Below are 20,473 nucleotides of genomic sequence, written 5' to 3'. Positions count from 1 at the left end.
CTGCTCAAGGATCCCGTCCATCATGGATAAGTCTGCAAAGACCCTTCCTGCCTCGTTCGTGCAAAAACGCATGTGGCTGCTCGCCCGGCTGGATCCGCAGGCGTCGATCACCTACCACATCGCCAATGGTGTGCGCCTGATCGGCGAGTTGGACATCCACGCGTTGCACGCTGCGCTGGATCGCATCGTGGCCCGGCATGAGGTGCTGCGCACCAGCTTGGTCGAAGTCAATGGCCAGATCCGTCAGCGCATCCAGCCGGCAACCGGCTTCCCGCTGGTGCATCAGGACCTGAGCGATTGCGCTGCGGACCCAGCTGCGGTCGCGCGCATCGTGCAGCAGGAAGCCAGGCAGCCTTTCGACCTGGAACTGGGCGCTCCGGTGCGTGGTCGCCTGTTGCAGCTGACAGCGCACGAACACGTCCTGCTGCTGACCTTCCATCACATCGCCTGCGATGGCTGGTCAATCGGTGTGCTCTTGCGCGAGCTGGAAGTCTTGTACGGGGCCTTCATCCAGCAACAGCCCGATCCGTTGCCGCCCTTGTCGATCCAGTATGCAGATTATGCAATCTGGCAAAGCGAGCAGTTGCAGGGCGATACCCTGGAGACACAGCTGCGCTTCTGGACTGCGCAATTGGCTGGCGCCCCGTCGCTGCTGGCACTCCCGACGGATCATCCACGACCGGCCATGCAGGACTATCGCGGCTCGGTGGTGGAGGTGTTGCTGCCGCCTGCGTTGGGCCAGCGGTTGAATGCGTTGGCACGACGCCACGGATGTTCGTTGTTTGTCACGCTGCTGGCCGGCTGGGCGCTACTGCTGGCGCGCATCAGTGCGACCAACGATGTGGTGATCGGCACGCCGGTGGCCGGACGGACCCATCCGGACCTGGAGCCACTGATCGGCTGCTTCATCAACACCTTGGCGCTGAGGCTCACCGTATCGGGCACGCCCAGCGTGGCGCAATGGCTGGCCTATGTGCGCGATGTGGTGTTGAACGCGCAAGATCACCAGGCGCTGCCATTCGAGCGCCTGGTCGAAGCGCTGCAGCCAAACCGCAGCTTGAGCCATACGCCGGTATTTCAGACCCTTTTCAGTCTGGATGGTTTCAGCGGTAGCCAATCCCTGCACATGCCTGGACTGGAGCTGGAGCCGTTGGCCGATGCATCGGACATGTGCGGGTTTGATCTGGTACTGGCGATGCAGGAATCCCCGGCCGGACTGGGTGCGTGCATCAAGTACCCGATTGCCCTGTTCGAACGCAGCACCATCGAAGGCCATCTGGCCCAGTTCATCACCCTGCTGCAAGGCATGGTGGCTGACGACAGCCTCCGCGTTGATCGACTGCCGCTGCTGAGCGCGCCTGCACGCGAACAGTGGCTGCAGACGCGGGCACTTACCCAGCGGGTGTTTGCCGACGATCGCTGCCTACATACCGTGTTTGAGCAACAGGTCGCGCAGGCACCGCGCGCCATCGCGGTGGTGCACGACGATGTGAGCATCAGCTACGCCGAGCTCGACATCCGTGCCAACCAGCTCGCCCATTATCTGATCGCCCAGGGCATCGGGCCGGAAGATCGCGTGGCGTTGTATCTGCAGCGCGGCATCGACCTGATCGTGGCCATCCTGGCCGTGCTCAAGGCTGGCGCCGCCTACCTGCCGATGGACCCCGCCTACCCCGCGCAGCGGCTGGCCTTCATGCTCGACGATGCGCAGCCGCGCCTGCTGCTGGCCCATCAGGCGCTGGCAGCCACGCTGCCAACCGATTCCGAGATCGCCACGGTGCTGCTGGACGCTGACCCGGTATGGGCGCAGCAGCCGACACGCGCGCCGCAGCGCAGCGACGTGCTGTCGCAGCATCCGGCCTATGTCATCTACACCTCTGGCTCCACCGGCACGCCCAAGGGCGTGGTCGTGGCCCATGCTCAGGTCGTGCGCCTGCTGCATGCCACCCGTGCCTGTGTCTCACCCAGCGCCGACGATGTCTGGACCCTGTTCCACTCCTGCGCCTTCGACTTCTCGGTGTGGGAACTCTGGGGCCCGCTGGCCCACGGCGGACGCCTGGTGGTGGTGCCGCAGCACACCGCACGCGATCCGTCCGCGTTCCATGCCCTGCTCTGCCAGCAACGTGTGAGCGTGCTCAATCAGACCCCCAGCGCCTTCCAGGCGCTGCTCGATGCGCAACGCGAGAGCCCCCTTCAGCACAACCTGCGCCTGGTGATCTTCGGCGGCGAAGCGCTGCAACCGGCCGCCCTGGCACCGTGGTTCGCTCAGCACGGCCAGCGCACTGCCCTGCTCAACATGTATGGCATCACCGAGACCACTGTGCATGTCACCGCCCATGCGCTGACGGCGGACGATGCGCAACGCCCGGGGCACAGCCCGATCGGCGCGCCGCTGGCCGATCTGCGCGCCTATGTGCTGGCAGACGATGGCCAGTGCCTGCCGGTTGGCGTGGCTGGCGAACTGCACGTGGCCGGCGCCGGGCTGGCACGTGGCTATCTCGGCCGTCCCGGCCTGACCGCCGAACGCTTCGTCCCCGATCCGTTCGCCGAGCGGCCGGGTGAACGCATGTACCGCAGCGGCGACGTGGCGCGTTGGCGTGCCGACGGCAGCCTCGAGTATCTCGGCCGTAACGACGAGCAGGTCAAGCTGCGTGGCTTCCGCATCGAACTGGGCGAGATCCAGGCCGCCTTGCGCGGCTGCGATGGCGTGCGCCAGGCAGCAGTCATCGCCCGCGAAGACAATACCGGCGACAAGCGCCTGGTCGCCTACCTGGTCGGCGACACCGATATCACGCTCAACGCCGACACGTTGCGCACCCAGCTCGGCGCGCGTCTGCCGGACTACATGCTGCCGGCCGCGTATATGCAGCTCGATGCGCTGCCGCTGACCGCCAACGGCAAGCTCGATCGCCGTGCCCTGCCCGCACCCGATGCCGACGCGCTCGCCGTGCAGGCCTACGTCGCCCCGGAGGGCGAGCTGGAAACGCAATTGGCCACGCTGTGGAGCGAGCTGCTCGGGGTCGAACGAATCGGCCGCTACGACGACTTCTTCGCCTTGGGTGGACACTCGCTGCTGGCGGTGCAGTTGCTCGCACGCGTGCGCCAACGGCTTGGACTGGACCTGAGCTTGGCCGGGATCTTCGCGCATGCGCGCCTGGCCGATCTGGCCGCGGCCTTGACCAGTGGGTCGGTTGATACTCCGCCGGCAGTGGTGCCGTGTCCGCAGAATGGGCCGCTGCCGTTGTCGTTTGCGCAGCAGCGCCTGTGGTTTATCGACATGCATGGGCAAATCGGCACCGCCTACTCGCTGGCCTACGCGCTGCGACTGCGCGGCAGCCTTGAGGTGACGGCGCTGGGGCGTGCGCTGGAGCGCATCGTCGAACGCCATCAAGCGCTGCGGACCTGTTTTGTGACGGTGGACGGACAGCCGCAACAGGTGATCCAGCCAGCCGATCGCGGCTTTGCACTGGTCCATCACGACCTCAGCGCCGACAGCGATCCGCTGCAGGCCGCCTACGCACACGTCGAATCGGAGGCCCAGGCACCCTTCGACCTTGCCAGCGGGCCGTTGCTGCGCAGTCGACTGCTACGCCTGGGCGAGCACGACCACATTCTGCTGTTGACCGTGCATCACATTGTCGCCGACGCCTGGTCAGGCGCAGTGCTGGTCAATGAACTGAGCGCCTTGTACAGCGCCTTTGTGCAAGGGCGGGACGATCCGCTGCCGCCGCTGCCGATCCAGTACGCCGACTTTGCCATCTGGCAGCGCCGCTGGATCGCCGGCGAGCGGCTGCAGCGCCAGTTGGCGCACTGGGTGGAGCACCTGCGCGGCGCCCCGGCGCTGCTCGACCTGCCCACCGACTACCCGCGCCCATCGCAGCCAGACCATCGCGGCGAAGTGCTGCCCTTCCGCCTGGATGCCGCGCAGTCTGCGGCGCTGAAGGCGCTGGCCCAGCGTCATGGCGCGACCTTGTTCATGGTCATTCTGGCGGCCTGGGCCGCGCTGCTGTCGCGCTTGTCGGGGCAGCGCGAGGTGGTGATCGGTACCCCCATCTCCAATCGCCATCAGGCCGAACTTGAATCCTTGATCGGGCTGTTTGTTGATTCGCTGGCCTTGCGCATCGACCTGAGCCAGGACCCGAGCGTGGCCGCGTTGCTGGCCCAGACCCGGGCCACGGCACTCGCTGCGCAGGCCTGTCAGGACATTCCTTTCGAGCATGTGGTCGAGGCGCTCAACCCGGTGCGCAGCAACGCGCACAATCCGGTGTTCCAGGTCATGTTTGCCTGGCAGAACGCGCCGGAGGGCGAACTCGCCCTGCCGGGGCTGAGCCTGGAGTCGCTGGAGCGCAGCGGCCGCAGCGCGCAGTTCGATCTGGAACTGTCGATGCAGGAAGACGCCGACTGCATCGTCGGCAGCCTGGGGTTTGCCACCGCCTTGTTCGCCCGCTCGACCATCCAACGCCACATCCGCCAGTTGCTGACCCTGCTGGGCCGGATGGCTTCCGCCGACAGCGCTCCGCTCTCCACCCTGTCTGTGATCGAGCCGCAGGAACTGGCACGGCTGCAGGATTTCAACGCGACTGACATCGCGATGGCTGACGGTACCGGTGTGCAGACGCTGTTTGAACGCCATGCCGAACAAAACGGATCGGTCATTGCGGTAGTCGATGCCCAACGCAGTGTGTCCTATGCCGAACTCGACGCCCAAGCCAATCAGCTGGCCCGCTACCTGATCGACCTGGGCGTGGGCCCGGACCGCCGGGTGGCGCTGTGCCTGGGCCGCAGCATTGAGCTGATCGTGGCGATGCTGGCCATACTCAAAGCCGGCGGCGCCTACGTGCCGCTGGATCCGGCTTACCCGCTGCAACGCTTGGGTTACATGCTCGCCGACAGTGACCCGTGCGTGCTGCTCACCGATGCCCAGGGTGCGGCCCAGCTGGGCACGCAGGCTGGCATCCCGGTCCTCCTACTTGACCAGTCACATCCAGATTGGGCGCAGCCGCCGCACACCGCCCCGCGTGTACCGGCGCTGCAACCCCAGCACCTGGCCTATGTGATCTATACCTCCGGCTCGACCGGCACGCCCAAGGGTGTGGCCGTGGACCATGGCGGATTGCGCAATTACTGCGTGGCCGCCGCCACCCGCTACGGATTACGCAGCGGCGACCGGGTGCTGCAATGCAGCTCGCCCAGTTTCGATATCGCCGTGGACGAAATCTTCGCCACCCTGTCCAGCGGCGCCACGCTGGTCCTGTTGCCCGGCCAGCGCTTGCCGGCCATCGCCGAATTCGTGCGGGTGATCGAGCAGCAGCGGATCAGCGTGCTCAACCTGCCCACCGCCTACTGGCATGCCTGGATGGCCGAACAGGCGCACAGCGTGGCGCCACTGCCGGCGACGTTGCGCCTGGTGGTCTGCGGCGGTGAAGCGCTGAACCCTGCGCATGTCCAGGGCTGGCACACGCTGGCGGATGAGCGCGTGCAACTGATCAACGCCTATGGCCCCAGCGAGACCGTCTCCGGGGTCAGCTTTGGCACGGTGCTGCCCGGGCAAGCGGTGCACATCGGCGGCCCCATCGCCAATGTGCGCCTGCACGTGCTGGACCGCCGGCAGCAGCCGCTGCCGATTGGCGTCAACGGCCAGTTGCATATCGCCGGCGCACAGCTGGCGCGCGGTTACCTGGGCCGCCCGGATCTGACCGCCGAGCGGTTTGTTCCCGATCCGTTTGCGCCGCTGCCTGGCGCGCGCATGTATCGCAGCGGCGATCTGGTGCGTTGGCGCGAGGATGGCACGCTGCTGTTCGTCGGTCGCGATGACCAGCAGGTCAAGCTGCGCGGTTTCCGCATCGAACCGAGCGAAATCGAGGCCGTGCTGCGCACGGCACCGGGCGTGCATGACGCCGCCGTGCTGGTCCGCGAAGACCGGACAGGCGAGCGCAGCTTGGTCGCCTATGTGGTCACCTCGTCGCTGGAGGTGGATGCCGTGCGGGCGCATCTGGCGGCGCGGCTGCCGGACTACATGGTGCCGGCCAGCTATGTGCGCCTGGACGCGCTGCCGCTCACCGCCAACGGCAAGCTTGATCGCCAGGCGCTGCCGGCGCCGGATGCCGAACGCAGCGATCCGGCCGGCGCATCCCCGCAAGGGGCCAACGAGCAGGCCCTGGCCCAGCTGTGGTGCGAGTTGCTGGCGATTGATCAGGTCAACCGCGACGATGATTTCTTCGACCTGGGCGGACACTCGCTGCTGGCGGTGCAACTGATTGCGCGGGTCCGCGACAGTCTGGGGGTGGAGTTGCAGATCGGCGATGTGTTCACCCACACCCAATTGCAGGCGCTGGCGCGATGCCTTGACCGCAGCAGCCCTGGCGAGGCACAGACCATCGTGGCGGTGGACCGCAGCACAGCGCTGCCGCTGTCCTTTGCACAGCAGCGGCTGTGGTTTCTGGACCGCTTTGATCCGCACAGTCAGCTGGCCTATCTGATGCCCGGCGGGGTGCGCTTGAGCGGTCCGCTGAACCGCACGGCCTTGCGTCGGGCGCTGGACCGCATCGTGGCCCGGCACGAGTCGCTGCGGACCGTTTTTGGGGTCGACAACGACGCGCCGGTGCAGTTGATCGCGGACCCGCAGACCGGGTTTTCACTGGACTGTATCGACCTGACCACGCTGCCCGACCCGGAGGCCGCCGCCCGCGAGCACGCGTTCCAGGAGGCCACCACCGGCTTCGACCTGCAGCATGGCCCGCTTCTGCGTGGCCGTCTGCTGGATCTGGCTGAGCACGAACATCTGCTGCTGGTGACCATGCACCACATCGTCTCTGACGGTTGGTCGATGGGTGTGTTCATCCGCGAGCTGGGCGCCTTGTACAGCGCATTTGTGCAGGGTCGCGACGATCCGCTACCGCCGCTGCAGGTGCAGTACGCCGACTACAGCAGTTGGCAGCGTCGCCGGATCAGCGGCCAGACCCTGCAGCGCCAGCGCGACTTCTGGGGCGCGCATCTGCAAGGCGCGCCGACCTTGCTGGAATTGCCCACCGACCGGCCGCGCCCGGCGCGCCAGGACTACACCGGCGACATGGTCCACTTCAGCCTGGATCCCGCTCACAGTGCCGCGCTCAAGCAGCTGGGCCAGCGCCACGGCACCACCGTCTACATGACCTTGCTAGCTGCCTGGTCGGTGCTGTTGTCGCGCCTGTCCGGGCAGTCGGATGTGGTGATCGGCACCCCGGTGGCCAACCGCACCCATGCCGAACTGGAGCCGCTGATTGGCTTCTTCGTCAACACCCAGGCACTGCGGGTGGATCTGTCATCCAACCCGACTGTGGCCAGCCTGCTGGCCCAGGTGCGGGAGACTGCGTTGGCCGCACAGAGCCATCAGGATCTGCCCTTCGAGCAACTCATCGAGACCCTCAACCCGGATCGCAATCTGGGCGCCCATCCGCTGTTCCAGGTGATGTTGAGCTGGGAGAACTTGCCCGAACCGGAGCTGACCCTGCCCGGCCTGCGCCTGCAGGGCGTGGACCTGCAGCTGCCGACGATCAAGTTCGATCTGAGCATGGGCTTGCAGGAACACGATGGCTGCATCGTCGGCACGCTCGGCTATGCCAGCGCGCTGTTTGACCGCAGCACCATCCAGCGCCACGTCGCCCAGTTCGTGCAGATCTTGCAGGCGATCTCGGCAGGCGACCAGCAGCGTGTCACCTGCCTGCCGCTGCTGCCGCCAGCGCAGCAGCGCCAGCTGCTGGAGATGAGCCATGCTCGTCCAGCGCGCACGTTGGCACAGGCGAGCCTGCATGCCCTGTTCGCGCAGCAGGCCGCGCTGACCCCTGATGCCCCGGCCATCGTCAGCCAGGCCGCAACCCTGTCCTATGCCGAGCTGCTGGCTCAGTCACAGCGCTTGGCGCAGCAGCTCATGGCCGCCGGTGTTCAGCCTGGCGACCGGGTAGCGGTGGTGCTGCCACGCTCGGCCCAGCTGATCGTCGCCCAATTGGCCGTGCTCCATTGCGGTGCGGCTTACGTGCCGCTGGATGCGGAACATCCGGGCGAGCGCCTGGTCGAACTCATCGGCCACTGCGCGGCGCGTGCAGTGCTCAGCGACAGCGGCATCGCGCTGAAGAATCTGCAGCTGCCGCGCCTGGATCTGGACTGCCTGGCGCCTGCTGATCAGCGCCAGGCGATGCCGATCGCGGTCGCCGCGCACAGCCCCGCCTACGTGATCTACACCTCTGGATCGACCGGCACGCCCAAGGGTGTGGTAGTGGCCCATGAGGCGGTGGTCGCCTTTGCCATGGGCGGTGGACATGTCCCCATCCAGGCCGACGACCGGGTCGCGTTTCTGGCCAACCCGGCATTTGACGCGGCCACCTTTGAGGTATGGGTTGCCTTGTTGCACGGCGCGGCCATCGTCGTCGTCGAGCAGCACGTCTTGCTCGATCCGCCAGCCCTGGCCGAGCATCTGGCCAGCAACGCGGTCAGCCTCCTGCACCTGACTGCCGGGCTGGTGCCCAGCTATTGGCGCGCCTTGGCTGGCTGGCTGCCCAAACTGCGCTGTCTGTTGACCGGCGGCGACCGGGTCGACGCGCGCGCCATCGGCGAACTGCTCGCCCAGGCGCCCCCGCAGCGGTTGCTGCATTGCTATGGCCCCACCGAAACCACGGTCTTTGGCGTGATCCATCCGCTGGCAGCGGTCGAACCTGGCGCCGAACGCCTGCCGCTCGGACGGCCCCTGCCCGGCACCTGCGCTTACGTTCTGGATCGGCACGGCCAACTGGCTCCGATCGGCAGCAGTGGCGAACTGCATCTTGCCGGCGCGCAATTGGCCCAGGGCTATCTGGATCTGCCAGGGCTGACTGCCGAGCGCTTCATCGCTGATCCGTTTGCCACCGCACCCGGCCAGCGCATGTATCGCACTGGCGACCTGGCACGCTGGCGCAACGACGGCACGCTCGACTTCCTCGGCCGCAACGACGACCAAGTCAAGATCCGCGGTTTCCGGGTGGAGCCGGCCGACGTCGAAGCGGCCTTGCGCGATTGTCCCGGCGTGCGCGAAGCCATCGTGCTGACCGACATGCCACGCCCCGGCGAGCGGCGCCTGGTGGCCTATGTCGTGGCCAGCGCGGTCACCCCCGAGGCCCTGCGTGCCATGCTGAGCGCCAAGCTTCCGGCGTACATGGTGCCGGCTGCGTATGTCTGTGTGGACGCGCTGCCGCTCACCGCCAACGGCAAGCTTGATCGGAAACGCCTGCCAGCGCCGGGCAGTGACGACCTGGCCAGCGATGCCTATGCCGCACCGCAGGGATTGCTGGAACAGACCCTGGCCAGTCTGTGGTGCGAATTGATCGGCGTTGCACGCGTGGGTCGCCACGACAACTTCTTCGCCCTGGGCGGGCACTCGCTGCTGGCGGTCACCCTGATCGAACGGCTGCGCCGGCATGGCTGGCACGTGGACGTGCGCAGTTTGTTCAGTGCACCGACGCTGGCCGGCCTGGCGGCGGGTCTGCAGACGGCCGTCAAGGTGGTCATCCCCCCCAACCTGATCGCCCCGGACTGTGGTCGGATTACCCCGGAGCTGCTGCCGCTGGCCGCGCTGACCCAGGCCGAGATCGATCTGGTGGTGGCCAGCGTCGATGGCGGCGCGGCCAACGTCCAGGACATCTATCCGTTGGCGCCGCTGCAGGAAGGCTTGCTGTTCCACCACCTGGCCGACACCGTGCGCGATCCATACCTGCAGCACACGCTGCTGTGCGTGGACACGCGCGCCGGTCTGGATCGCTTGCTTGCCGCCCTGCAGGTCGTGATTGCCCGCCACGACATCCTGCGCACCGCCATTGTCTGGGAGCGGCTGAGCGCCCCGATGCAGGTGGTCTGGCGGCATGCGCCGCTGTCGGTGCAAGAGCACCCGTGGACCGGTTCGGTCGAGCGCCTGCGCGAGCATGTGGCGCAGGCGCCGATGTCCCTGCAGCAGGCACCGCTGTTGTGCGCGCACGTGGTCCACGACCGCAGCCAGGATCGCTGGTTACTGGGTCTGCAGCACCATCACCTGGTGATGGACCACACCACGCTGGAACTGGCGATGGACGAGATCCAGACCTGCCTGGCCGGGCATCAGGACCGTTTGCCGCCGCCGCTGCCGTTCCGCGATTTCATCGCGCATGCGCAATTGGGGATGCCGCCATCGGAACACCAAGCGTTCTTCACCCAGATGCTGGCCGATATCGATGTACCCACCGCGCCGTTCGGACTGCCCACACGCGACGATGCATTGCGCGACAGCGAACAAGCGCATCTGTCGTTGGATGACACGCTGGCCCACAGCCTGCGCAGCCATGCCCGACGCATGGGCGTGAGCGTTGCCAGCCTGTTCCATGTGGCCTATGCCCTGGTCGTGGCACGCAGCAGTGATCGCGACACGGTGGTGTTCGGCACGGTGTTGTTCGGACGGATGTGGGCTGGCGATGGCGCTGATCGGGTGCTCGGCATGTTCCTCAACACCTTGCCGCTGCGTCTGGACTGCGACGCAACGGGCATTGCCCAGGCGATTGAGGACATGCAACACCGGCTTGCCCAGCTGCTGCGGCATGAGCATGCGCCGTTGGCGCTGGCCCAGCGCTGCAGCGGCGTGCAGCCGCCGGCGCCCTTGTTTACTGCGGTGCTGAACTACCGTCATGCCGGTGACGGGCGCACGGCCGCTGCCGGTCCCGATCACGCCTGGGACGGGATCACGTCGCTGTCAGTGCAGGAACGCACCCACTACGCGCTGTTGCTGTCGGTCAATGATCAGGGCGATGCCCACGGATTTTCGCTGGATATCCAGGCCATGCCCAGGGTCGGCGCCCAGCGCGCCGGCCGGATGATGCTGCAGGCCTTGGCTGCGCTGGACAGCGCCTTGCGGCTGGCGCCGACAACGCCGCTGCAGGCGTTGGACGTATTGCCGCAGCAGGACATCGCCGCGGCGTGTGCATCCCATCCGGCGGCGCCGACAGCCGCTGCGGGGTATTGCGTGCACCAGGTGTTTGAACAGCAGGTGGCGCGCAGCCCACAGTCCATCGCCGTGCTGTTTGGCGATCACGCGCTCTCCTATGCGCAGCTCAACGTGCAGGCCAACCGCCTGGCCCATCACCTGATCGCGCTGGGTGTGAGGCCAGACAGCCGCGTGGCGCTGTGTCTGGAGCGCGGTCCGGAGATGATGGTCGGGGTGTTGGCGGTACTCAAAGCCGGCGCCGCCTACGTGCCGTTGGACCCGAGCTATCCGGCCCAACGCCTGGCCTTCATGCTTGAGGACAGCGCACCGCACTGCGTGCTCAGCCACACCGCGCTGAGTGCATTGTTGCCGACCGGCAAGGTTCCGCTGCTTTGGCTGGATGACAGCAGCGCCTGGGCGCAGCAGCCCGAGCGCAACCCCGACCCGGCTGAGCAAGGTCTATGCCCGCACCACCTGGCGTATGTGATTTACACCTCCGGCTCCAGCGGACGTCCCAAGGGGGTGATGGTCCAGCACGCGGCTGTGGTCAATCTATGGCAGGCCCTGGATCGGGTCGTGCATGGGGACGCCACGTCCACGCCGTTGCGCGTATCGGTCAATGCCTCGCTGTCGTTCGACGCCTCGGTCAAGATGTGGGTGCAACTGCTCTCCGGCGACAGCCTGGTCATCGTCCCGCAGGCGCTTCGCCTGGATGGCGAGGCGCTGCTGGCCTGGATGCGCCAATCACGCCTGGATGTGCTCGACTGCACTCCCGCACAGCTGCAACTGCTGCTCGACCACGGCTTGCTCGATGCATCGGCCGGGGTACCGAAGAAGGTCTTGATCGGTGGCGAGGCGATCCCTCCCGCCATGTGGCAACGCCTGAGTCAGTGCGCGCATATCGGCTTCTTCAATGTCTATGGCCCAACCGAATGCACGGTGGATGTCACCGTCGCCGCGATCCAGTCCGATGATCCGTTGCCCACGCTGGGCCGGCCATTGGCCAATGTGCGACTGTCCTTGCTTGATCGACGTCGCCGGCCAGTGCCGGCTGGCGTCGTCGGCGAACTCATGGTCGGCGGCGTCCAGGTGGCGCGCGGCTATCTGCATCGTCCGGCGCTGACCGCCGAGTGCTTTGTCCCTGATCCGTTCGCCGAGCGGCCAGGCCAGCGCATGTATCGCACTGGCGACCTGGCGCGCTGGCGCAGCGATGGCGCCCTGGAATTTATCGGCCGCAACGACCATCAAATCAAGCTGCGCGGCTTCCGCATCGAGCTGGGAGACATCCAGGCAGCGCTGCTGCGCTGCGACGGCGTGCGCGAGGCGGCCGTCATCGCCCGCGATGACGACCATGGCGATATTCGCCTGATCGCTTATTGGGTCGGCGATGCGCGCAGCCTCTCTGCTGATGGCTTGCGCGCGCAGCTGTCGGCGGAGTTGCCCGATTACATGGTTCCCACCGCGTATCGGCAGCTGGAGGCGCTGCCGCTCAACGCCAACGGCAAGCTCGATCGTCAGGCCTTGCCGTTGCCGGATGCGGCCATGCCGCTGCGTCAGGGCTACGTACCGCCAGCCAATGCCATCGAACGCGCCTTGGCCAAACTCTGGGCCAGCGTGCTGGGACCGCAGCGTATCGGCCGCGACGACCACTTTTTTGAATTGGGTGGACATTCGCTATCGGTGGTGCGGCTGATCGCTGCAGCCAAGCGCAGCAGCTTCGAGCTGACCGTGCAGATGGTGTACCAATCCCCGACCCTGCGCGCACAGGCTGCGCATCTGACCGCAGGCGTGCAGACGCTGGGGCAGCAGGCGCTGGCGGCCCGTCGCGGTGGCACCCGGCCTGCGCTGTTTGTGCTGCCGACCGGGGTGGGCGACATCACCTATGCCTTCGAGCTGGCCGCCTACATCGATACCGATATCCCCGTCTATGCCCTGCCCTGGCCAGATCCGCTGCCGGCCACGTTGGAGGCGCTGGCCGCACATATGGTCGAGCTGATCCAGGCAGTGCAGCCGCACGGTCCGTATCATCTGCTAGGTTACTCCTCCGGCGGCTTGCTCGCCTATGCCATCGCCCAGCACTTGGGCATGCACGACCAGCCCGTCGGCTTCCTGGGTCTGCTTGATTGCGACGTGCCGGCAGCGCCAACGGAAACAGACACGCTCGACGATGCGATTGGCCGGACCTTGCTGCGTCAACTGGAAGGATTGCAACGCCATCGCCCCTACCAGGATCGCGATGACGTCCAGGACGCGTTGCGGTCGTTGCTGGATCGCATCGGCAACAGCGCCTACCAGGACATGGCCCTGGCCTGCCAAAGCGATCCGATGCTGGCGCAGTTGGCGGGTGAAGAGCAGACCACGGTCGCGGCCCTGCTGCATAGCTGCGTTACCAGCACCTGTTTCAATCGCTTGTGGCCCACCTTTGCGGTGCAGCCATTGCCGACGGCCTGCCGACTGCATCTGTTCCAGGCCACCGAGCCCGAACCGGCCAGCGACGCCTATGGCTGGCAGCGTCTGCTGAGCGATGCGCAGATCGAACGGATCCCGGTCGAAGGCGAACACACCACGCTGATCGAGGCCGAACATATCGCCGCACTCGCGCGCCGCATCGAACAGGCGCTCGACAGCGCTGCGCGCATGACCATCCAGGGGACTGCATGAGCGCTATCGAGCTGGCTTCTCCGGCCCTGCTTGCGGTGCATCCGCTCGGCTCGGCCCAGCAAGGTGTCTGGCTCGGTCAACTGCTCGCCCCGGACCAGCCCAGCTACACCATCGGCTGCGTGATGCACTTCGAGGGCACGCTGTGCCGGGATGCCTGGGAGCACGCCGTCGCAGCGGTGATCGCGCGCCACGACGCCCTGCGCATGGTGCTGGTCGAAGGATCGCCGCTGCCGAGCCAGCACGTGCTGGAGACCATGCCCGTTTCGCTGCCCTGGCACGATTATTCGGACAGCAACGACGGCCAGCAACGCGCCTGGGAACACATCCGGCAGGCGCTGACACAGCCGTTGCTGCGCTATGCCCAACCGCTGTGGGACATCCAGTGGCTGCAGACCTCGGCCACCGCTGGCTATTGCCTGTATCGCTGCCACCACATCATCGCCGACGGCGTTTCACTGGGCATGCTGTCCAAGCAGATGGTCGATTGCTACAACCAGCGCCTGCGCGGCCAGCCCCGCCAGCCGCCAGCGCCGTCCTATCTGCAAGCGCTCGATGCCGACCAGGCCTATCTGGGCTCCAGCCGCTATCAGCGCGATCTGGCGTACTGGCGCGCCCGCCTGCAAGCGCGACCGGAGCCGCTGTATCCCAGCATCACCGCTGCGCTGGGCCATCAGCGCAGCGTGCAGCTCAGCTGCGCGCTCGACACCCCGGACTTCCTGGCCCTGAGCGCACTGGCCGAGCGCCTGGGCGGCTCGTTCACCAGCTTGATCCTGACCTGCCTGGCCAGCGGCCTGTCTCGGCTGAACAATCACCACGCGCCGATTGCGATTGGTCTTGCCGTCCACAATCGCCACAACGCGATCGAACGCGACATGTTCGGCATGCTGTCCACGCAGCTGCCGCTCTACCTGGCCGTCTCGCCGCACGCGGACATCGCCACCGCCATGCGCGCCATCGCGGTGGAATTGCGCGCGGCGATGCGCCACGCCCGCTGCCCGCTGCACCATGCCCTGCGCCAGCTGGGCGAGGCCGGACAGCGGGCGCCGCGGCCATTCGACATCAGTGTGTCGGTCGAGGACTTCAGCACATTCGGCGATGCGCCCATCGTCGGCGGCCGTTGTCACATGCTGCCGCTGCACGCCGGGTATGAAGACACTGCGCTGGGCGTGTTCGTGCGGCGCTACAGCAAGCAGCGTCCAGTCGTGCTGGAATTCAACGTCAATCCGGACCGGCTGCCAGTGCCGCTGGCCGAACAGGCCCTGGCCGCGCTGCGGCAGATGCTGCTGGCCCTGCTCGCGGATCCGCACACGCCGTTATGGCGCCTGCCGCTGCTGACGGCCTCGCAGCGCCAGCAGGTGCTGTACGCGTTCAACGACCAACCCGGGCAAGCGCATAGCGACCACCAGGTGCATCACGCATTTGAACGCCAGGTCGCCACCACCCCGGACGCCATCGCGCTGGTGTTTGAAGACACCCGCCTCAGCTATGCGGAGCTGGATGCCCAGGCCAACCGGCTGGCCCATCACCTGTGTGCGCTGGGGGTGGCGACCGACGACCGTGTGGCCGTGTGCCTGCCGCGCGGCATCGCCATGGTGGTGGCGGTGCTGGCCACGCTCAAGGCCGGCGCTGCCTATGTGCCGCTGGACCCAAGCTATCCGCCCGAGCGCCAGGCCTACATGCTGCAGGACTGCCGGGCGTGTGTCCTGCTGACCACGCCGGCCTGCGTCGACGCACTGGCCTTGCCTGCGGACCTGGTGGTGGTGTTGGCCGACGCTCGACAGCCAGCGTGGCAGTCGTTGCCGGCCACCGCACCGGCACGCGCCAGCTCGCCGCTGCAGGCCGCCTACGTCATCTATACCTCTGGCTCCACCGGTCAGCCCAAGGGCGTGGTGATGCCGCATGGCCCGCTGCTCAATTTGCTCCACTGGGAAGCCGAGCACTGCGCTGCGGCCGGGCTGCAGGCGCTGCGCACGCTGCAGTTCTCTGCGTTGGGCTTCGATGCCAGCTTCCAGGAAATCTTCAGCACCCTCGGCACCGGGGGCACCCTGGTACTGATCGATGACACGCAGCGGCGCGACGCACATGCCCTGTACCGTCATGTCTGCGCCCAGCGCATCGAGCGCCTGTACATGCCTTACATCGCCCTGCAGTCGCTGGCCGAGACGGTGCTGGCCGATCCGGCGCTCGATGCGCTGGACTGTCCGCTGCGGCAGGTGCTCACCGCGGGCGAACAGCTGCGCATCACCCCGGCGATCCGCGCCTTCTTTGCCGCGCGTCCGGCCTGCCGCTTGCATAACTACTACGGCCCCACCGAGACCCACGTCGCTTCGGCCCACCTGCTGCCGACCGACACCGAGCGCTGGCCACTGCTGCCGCCGATTGGCACCGCGCTGCCGCGCACGCCGCTGTATGTGCTGGATGCGCAGCGCCAGCCGCTGCCAATTGGCGCCATCGGCGAGTTGTTCATCGCCGGCGTGCAGGTTGCACGCGGCTACCTGCACCGTCCGGCGTTGACCGCCGAACGCTTCGTTCCCGATCCGTTTGCCACTCAACCCGGCCAGCGCATGTATCGGACCGGCGATCTGGCCCGTTGGCGTGCCGAGGGCAGCGTCGAGTTTCTTGGCCGCAACGACGATCAGGTCAAGCTGCGCGGCTTCCGCATCGAGCCGGGCGAGATCGAAGCGGCATTGCTGGCGTGCCCGGGCGTGCGCGATGCAGCGGTGCTGCTGCGCGAGGATCGGCCTGGCGACAAGCGTCTGGTCGCCTATCTGGTCGGCGATGGCCTGAGCGTTGAGCCGCTGCGTGATCGGCTCGCCGCCGGCTTGCCCGAGTACATGGTCCCAACGGCGTATGTCGTGCTGCACGCCATCCCCACCACCAGCCACGGCAAGCTGGACCGACGCGCTCTGCCGGCACCCGATGCCAGCGCCCTGGACGTGCAGACCTATGTGGCCCCGCAGGGCGAACGCGAAGTCCTCCTGGCCGCGCTGTGGAGCGAGCTGCTCGGGGTCGAACAGATCGGCCGCCACGATAGCTTCTTTGCTCTGGGCGGCCATTCGCTGCTCGGGGTGCAGCTGCTCTCGCGCATCCGCAGCGCGCTGGGCCTGGAACTGCCGTTGGCTGCGGTGTTTGCCCAGCCGCGCCTGGCCGAGCTGGCCCAGGCTCTGGACCACGCGGCGGCCAGCAAACTGCCGGCCATCGTGCCGCTGCCGCGCGCAGGCCAGTTGCCGCTGTCCTTTGCCCAGCAGCGGCTGTGGTTTCTGGCCCAGTTCGATCCGCGTGCCGACTTGGCCTATCTGATGCCCGGCAGCGTGCGCCTGCACGGCACACTCAACCTGGCCGCGCTACAGCAGGCGTTGAATGCCATCGTGGCCCGGCATGAAGCCCTGCGCACCTGTTTTGTCGAAGGCGATGACGGCGCTACCCAGCGCATCGCACCGCCGCAGATCGACCTCGCCCTGGACATCATTGACCTTCGACACGCACCGCATCCGCATGACGAAGCCCAACGCCATGCCGAACGTGAAGCCAGCACCGCGTTCGATCTGGCACATGGCCCGCTGATTCGCGGCCGCTTGCTGCGCCTGGCCGAGCACGAATATCGCCTGCTCATCACCCTGCACCATCTGATCGCCGACGGCTGGTCCATCGGCGTGTTGCTGCACGAACTGGGCGCGCTCTACAGCGCTTTTTCCCAAGGTCAGCCCGATCCGCTGCCGCCGCTGCCGATCCAGTACGCCGACTACACCGTGTGGCAACGTCGCTGGATCGAAGGACCGCTGCTGCAGCGCCAGCTGGTTTTCTGGCGCGAACACCTGGAGGGCGCCCCGGCGCTGCTGGAGCTGCCCACCGATCGCCCGCGCCCGGCCGAACAGGACTACGCCGGCGACGCGCTGCCAGTGCGCTTGGATGCAGAACTGACCCAGGCGCTGATCGCCCTGAGCCAGCGCCACGGCACCACGCTGTTCATGGCCGTGCTCGCCGCCTGGGGCGTGCTGCTGGCGCGTCTGGCCGGCCAGGACCAGGTGGTCATCGGCGTCCCGATCGCCCACCGCACCCGCGCCGAGACCGAGGCGCTGATCGGCCTGTTCGTCAACACCCAGGCCCTGCACATCGACTTGCGTGGGCATCCATCTGTCGCTGCATTGCTGGCCCAGGTCCGCAGCACCGCGCTGGCCGCACAGGAGCATCAGGACCTGCCCTTCGAGCAGCTCATCGAAGCCCTCAAACCGTTACGCAGCCTGGCCCATCATCCCGTCTTCCAGGTCATGTTCACCTGGCAGAACACGCCTCAGGTGATTCTGGCGCTGGCCGGGCTGGACAGCCAGGTCACGCTCGGGCCGGCCCACGATGCCAAGTACGATCTGGATCTGGATCTGCATCTGGACGGGCCGTGCATCGTCGGCAGCCTGCGTTTTGCCACGGCGCTGTTCGACCCGGCAACGATCCAGCAGCAGCTGGACAGTCTGGTCGTGCTGCTCCAGGCCATGGCCAGCGACGACCAGGCACCGGTGACACGACTGGCGCTGCTCTCGCCCAGCCAGGGCCAGCAGCTGCAGCACTTCAATCAGCGCGGCACCGCAGCGACCGACACGCGCTGCCTGCACCAATGGTTCGCCCAGCAGGTGGCCGACACGCCTGAGGCCATCGCCCTGGTCTGCGGCCAGAGCGCGCTCAGTTACCAGCAGCTGGACCGGCAGGCCAACCAGCTGGCGCATCGCTTGATCGCGCTGGGCGCGCGGCCAGACCGCTGCGTGGCGCTATGCCTTGAACGCGGCATCGCCCAGATCGTGGCGGTGCTCGCCGTGCTCAAGGCCGGCGCGGCTTATCTGCCGCTGGAGCCCAGCCAACCGCTTGAGCGCTTGGCCGGGGTGCTGGCGGACGCAAAGCCGACCCTGGTGATCGTGCAGGACGCTGACAGCGCAGGATTGGCTGGCGATCAAACCATCCCGGTGCTGGCCATCGCCACCGAGCAGGCGGCCGCTGCGGCCTATCCGGACCACCTGCCGGTCCTGCCGCAGCTGCATCCGCAACAGCTGGCCTATGTGATCTACACCTCCGGCTCCAGCGGCCGGCCCAAGGGCGTGATGGTCTCGCACCAGGGGCTGGTCACGCGGCTGCAGGCATTGATCGCCACCTATGGGCTCGGCCCGCAGGACCGCGTGCTGCAATTTGCCACGCTGGCCTTCGATGCCTCGGTGGAAGAACTCTTCGGCGCCCTGTGCAGCGGCGCCAGCCTGGTGCTGCGCGATGACACCTGGCTGGACACCGAGCAGTTCTGGCCGAAGTGCGCGCAGGCCGGCATCACCGTGGTGGATCTGCCGACCCGCTTCTGGGCGCAGCTGTGCACGCAGTCGCTGGATATCCCCACTTGCGTGCGCCAGGTCATTATCGGTGGTGAAGCACTGACCCCGGCCATGCGCCAGACCTGGGTGCAAGGCACCCGCACGCCGCTGCTGGACACCTACGGCCCGACCGAAGCCATCGTGGTGGCCACCGTCCAGGCTGTCGGCGCGGACATGCCGAGCGGCATCGGCCGTCCGCTCGCCGGCACCCAGGCCCATGTGCTGGATCGCGCGGCGCAGCCGCTGCCGATCGGCGCACGCGGCGAACTGCATCTGGCCGGCGCGGCGCTGGCACGTGGCTATCTGGGCCGCCCGGATCTAACCGCCGAATGCTTCGTGCCCGACCCGTTTGCCAGCAGCCCCGGCCAGCGCATGTACAAGACCGGCGACCTGGCCTGCTGGCACGCCGAGGGATACCTGGACTTCCTGGGCCGCAACGACGGCCAACTCAAACTGCGCGGCTTCCGCATCGAACCGGGCGAGATCGAATCGGCGCTGCTGGCCTGCGGCGGCATCGACGATGCGCTGGTGCTGGCGCGCGAGGACCAGCCGGGCGAACCACGCCTGGTGGCGTACCTGGTGACCAAACACATCGACCCCGAGGCCGTGCGCCAACAGCTGCATACGCGCCTGCCCGATTACATGCTGCCAGCGGCTTACGTGTGCATGGATGCCCTGCCGCTGACACCCAGCGGCAAGCTGGACCGCCGTGCATTGCCGGCACCACAAGGCGAAGACTTCGGACAGCGGCCGTATGAGGCACCCGATGGTCCGCTCGAACAGGCCCTGGCCGCGCTGTGGTGCGAGTTGCTCGGCGTCCAACGGGTCGGCCGCCACGACAGTTTCTTCGACCTGGGTGGGCATTCGTTGCTGGCGGTGCGCTTGGCTGCAGCCATTCGCCGAACCCTGCACTGCGATATCCCGATCCAGCGCCTGTTCGCGCAGCCGACCCTGCATCAGATGGCCTATCTGGTGCTCACCGGGCGTCTTGCGCAATTGCAAGCCGCTCAAGCCGCGAACTTTCTTTCCAAAGCCAAAGTGGAACGCTAAACCCCATGACCTCTTCCGCCAAGTTTCCGCAGGATATTTCGACCCTGAGCACGGAGGAGGCACATCGGCTCTGGGCCTTATTGAGCGAGGCGGGGCCTACGGGCGTTGAAGAGCAGACCATCCAGCCGCGCAACGACGGTGAGATTGTGCCGCTGTCGTTTGCGCAACAACGTCTGTGGTTCCTGGCCCAGTTCGACGCCCGTGCCGCACAGGCCTATCTGCTTGCCGGCGGCGTGAATCTGCACGGCGTCCTCGATCTGCCCGCGCTACAGCAGGCGCTGGACCGGATCGTGGCGCGGCATGAAGCCCTGCGCACCAGTTTTGTCGCCGCCGACGATGGCGCTATCCAGTTGATCGCAGCGCCGGACATCGGCTTTGCGCTGCAATGTGTCGATCTGCGCCAGGCAGCAGATCCGCATGCAGATGCTCAACGCCATGCCGCGCTTGAGACCAGCACGCCCTT

Annotated in this window: 3 protein-coding genes; all 3 read left to right on the top strand. The window is 67.1% G+C overall.

Going from position 1 to position 20,473, the window contains the following annotated elements; all coding sequences use genetic code 11:
* The first annotated feature begins 22 nt into the window (after positions 1-22).
* Entirely contained in the window at positions 23-13,615 is a 13,593-nt protein-coding gene (locus GGR61_RS17390; protein WP_184622945.1) for a non-ribosomal peptide synthetase, read from the top strand.
* On the top strand, positions 13,612-20,010 hold the full coding sequence (locus GGR61_RS17385; RefSeq protein ID WP_184622943.1) for a non-ribosomal peptide synthetase: 6,399 nt from the start codon (positions 13,612-13,614) through the stop codon (positions 20,008-20,010). Before GGR61_RS17390 ends, GGR61_RS17385 begins: the two co-directional genes overlap by 4 nt.
* Positions 20,011-20,015: 5 nt before the next feature.
* Positions 20,016-20,473: condensation domain-containing protein (locus GGR61_RS17380; protein WP_184622941.1), on the top strand; the 458-nt coding region annotated here is incomplete at its 3' end.

The sequence above is a fragment of the Xanthomonas sp. 3058 genome (assembly GCF_014199765.1).
Lineage (GTDB): Bacteria > Pseudomonadota > Gammaproteobacteria > Xanthomonadales > Xanthomonadaceae > Xanthomonas > Xanthomonas campestris_B.
Note: the sequence above shows the minus strand (reverse complement) of the source record. Positions and strands in the feature narration are given on the sequence as shown.

Excerpts from the sequence above, each read along its gene's own strand:
- GGR61_RS17390 (WP_184622945.1), top strand. The coding sequence starts at position 23 with ATGGATAAGTCTGCAAAGACCCTTCCTGCCTCGTTCGTGCAAAAACGC.
- GGR61_RS17385 (WP_184622943.1), top strand. The coding sequence starts at position 13,612 with ATGAGCGCTATCGAGCTGGCTTCTCCGGCCCTGCTTGCGGTGCATCCG.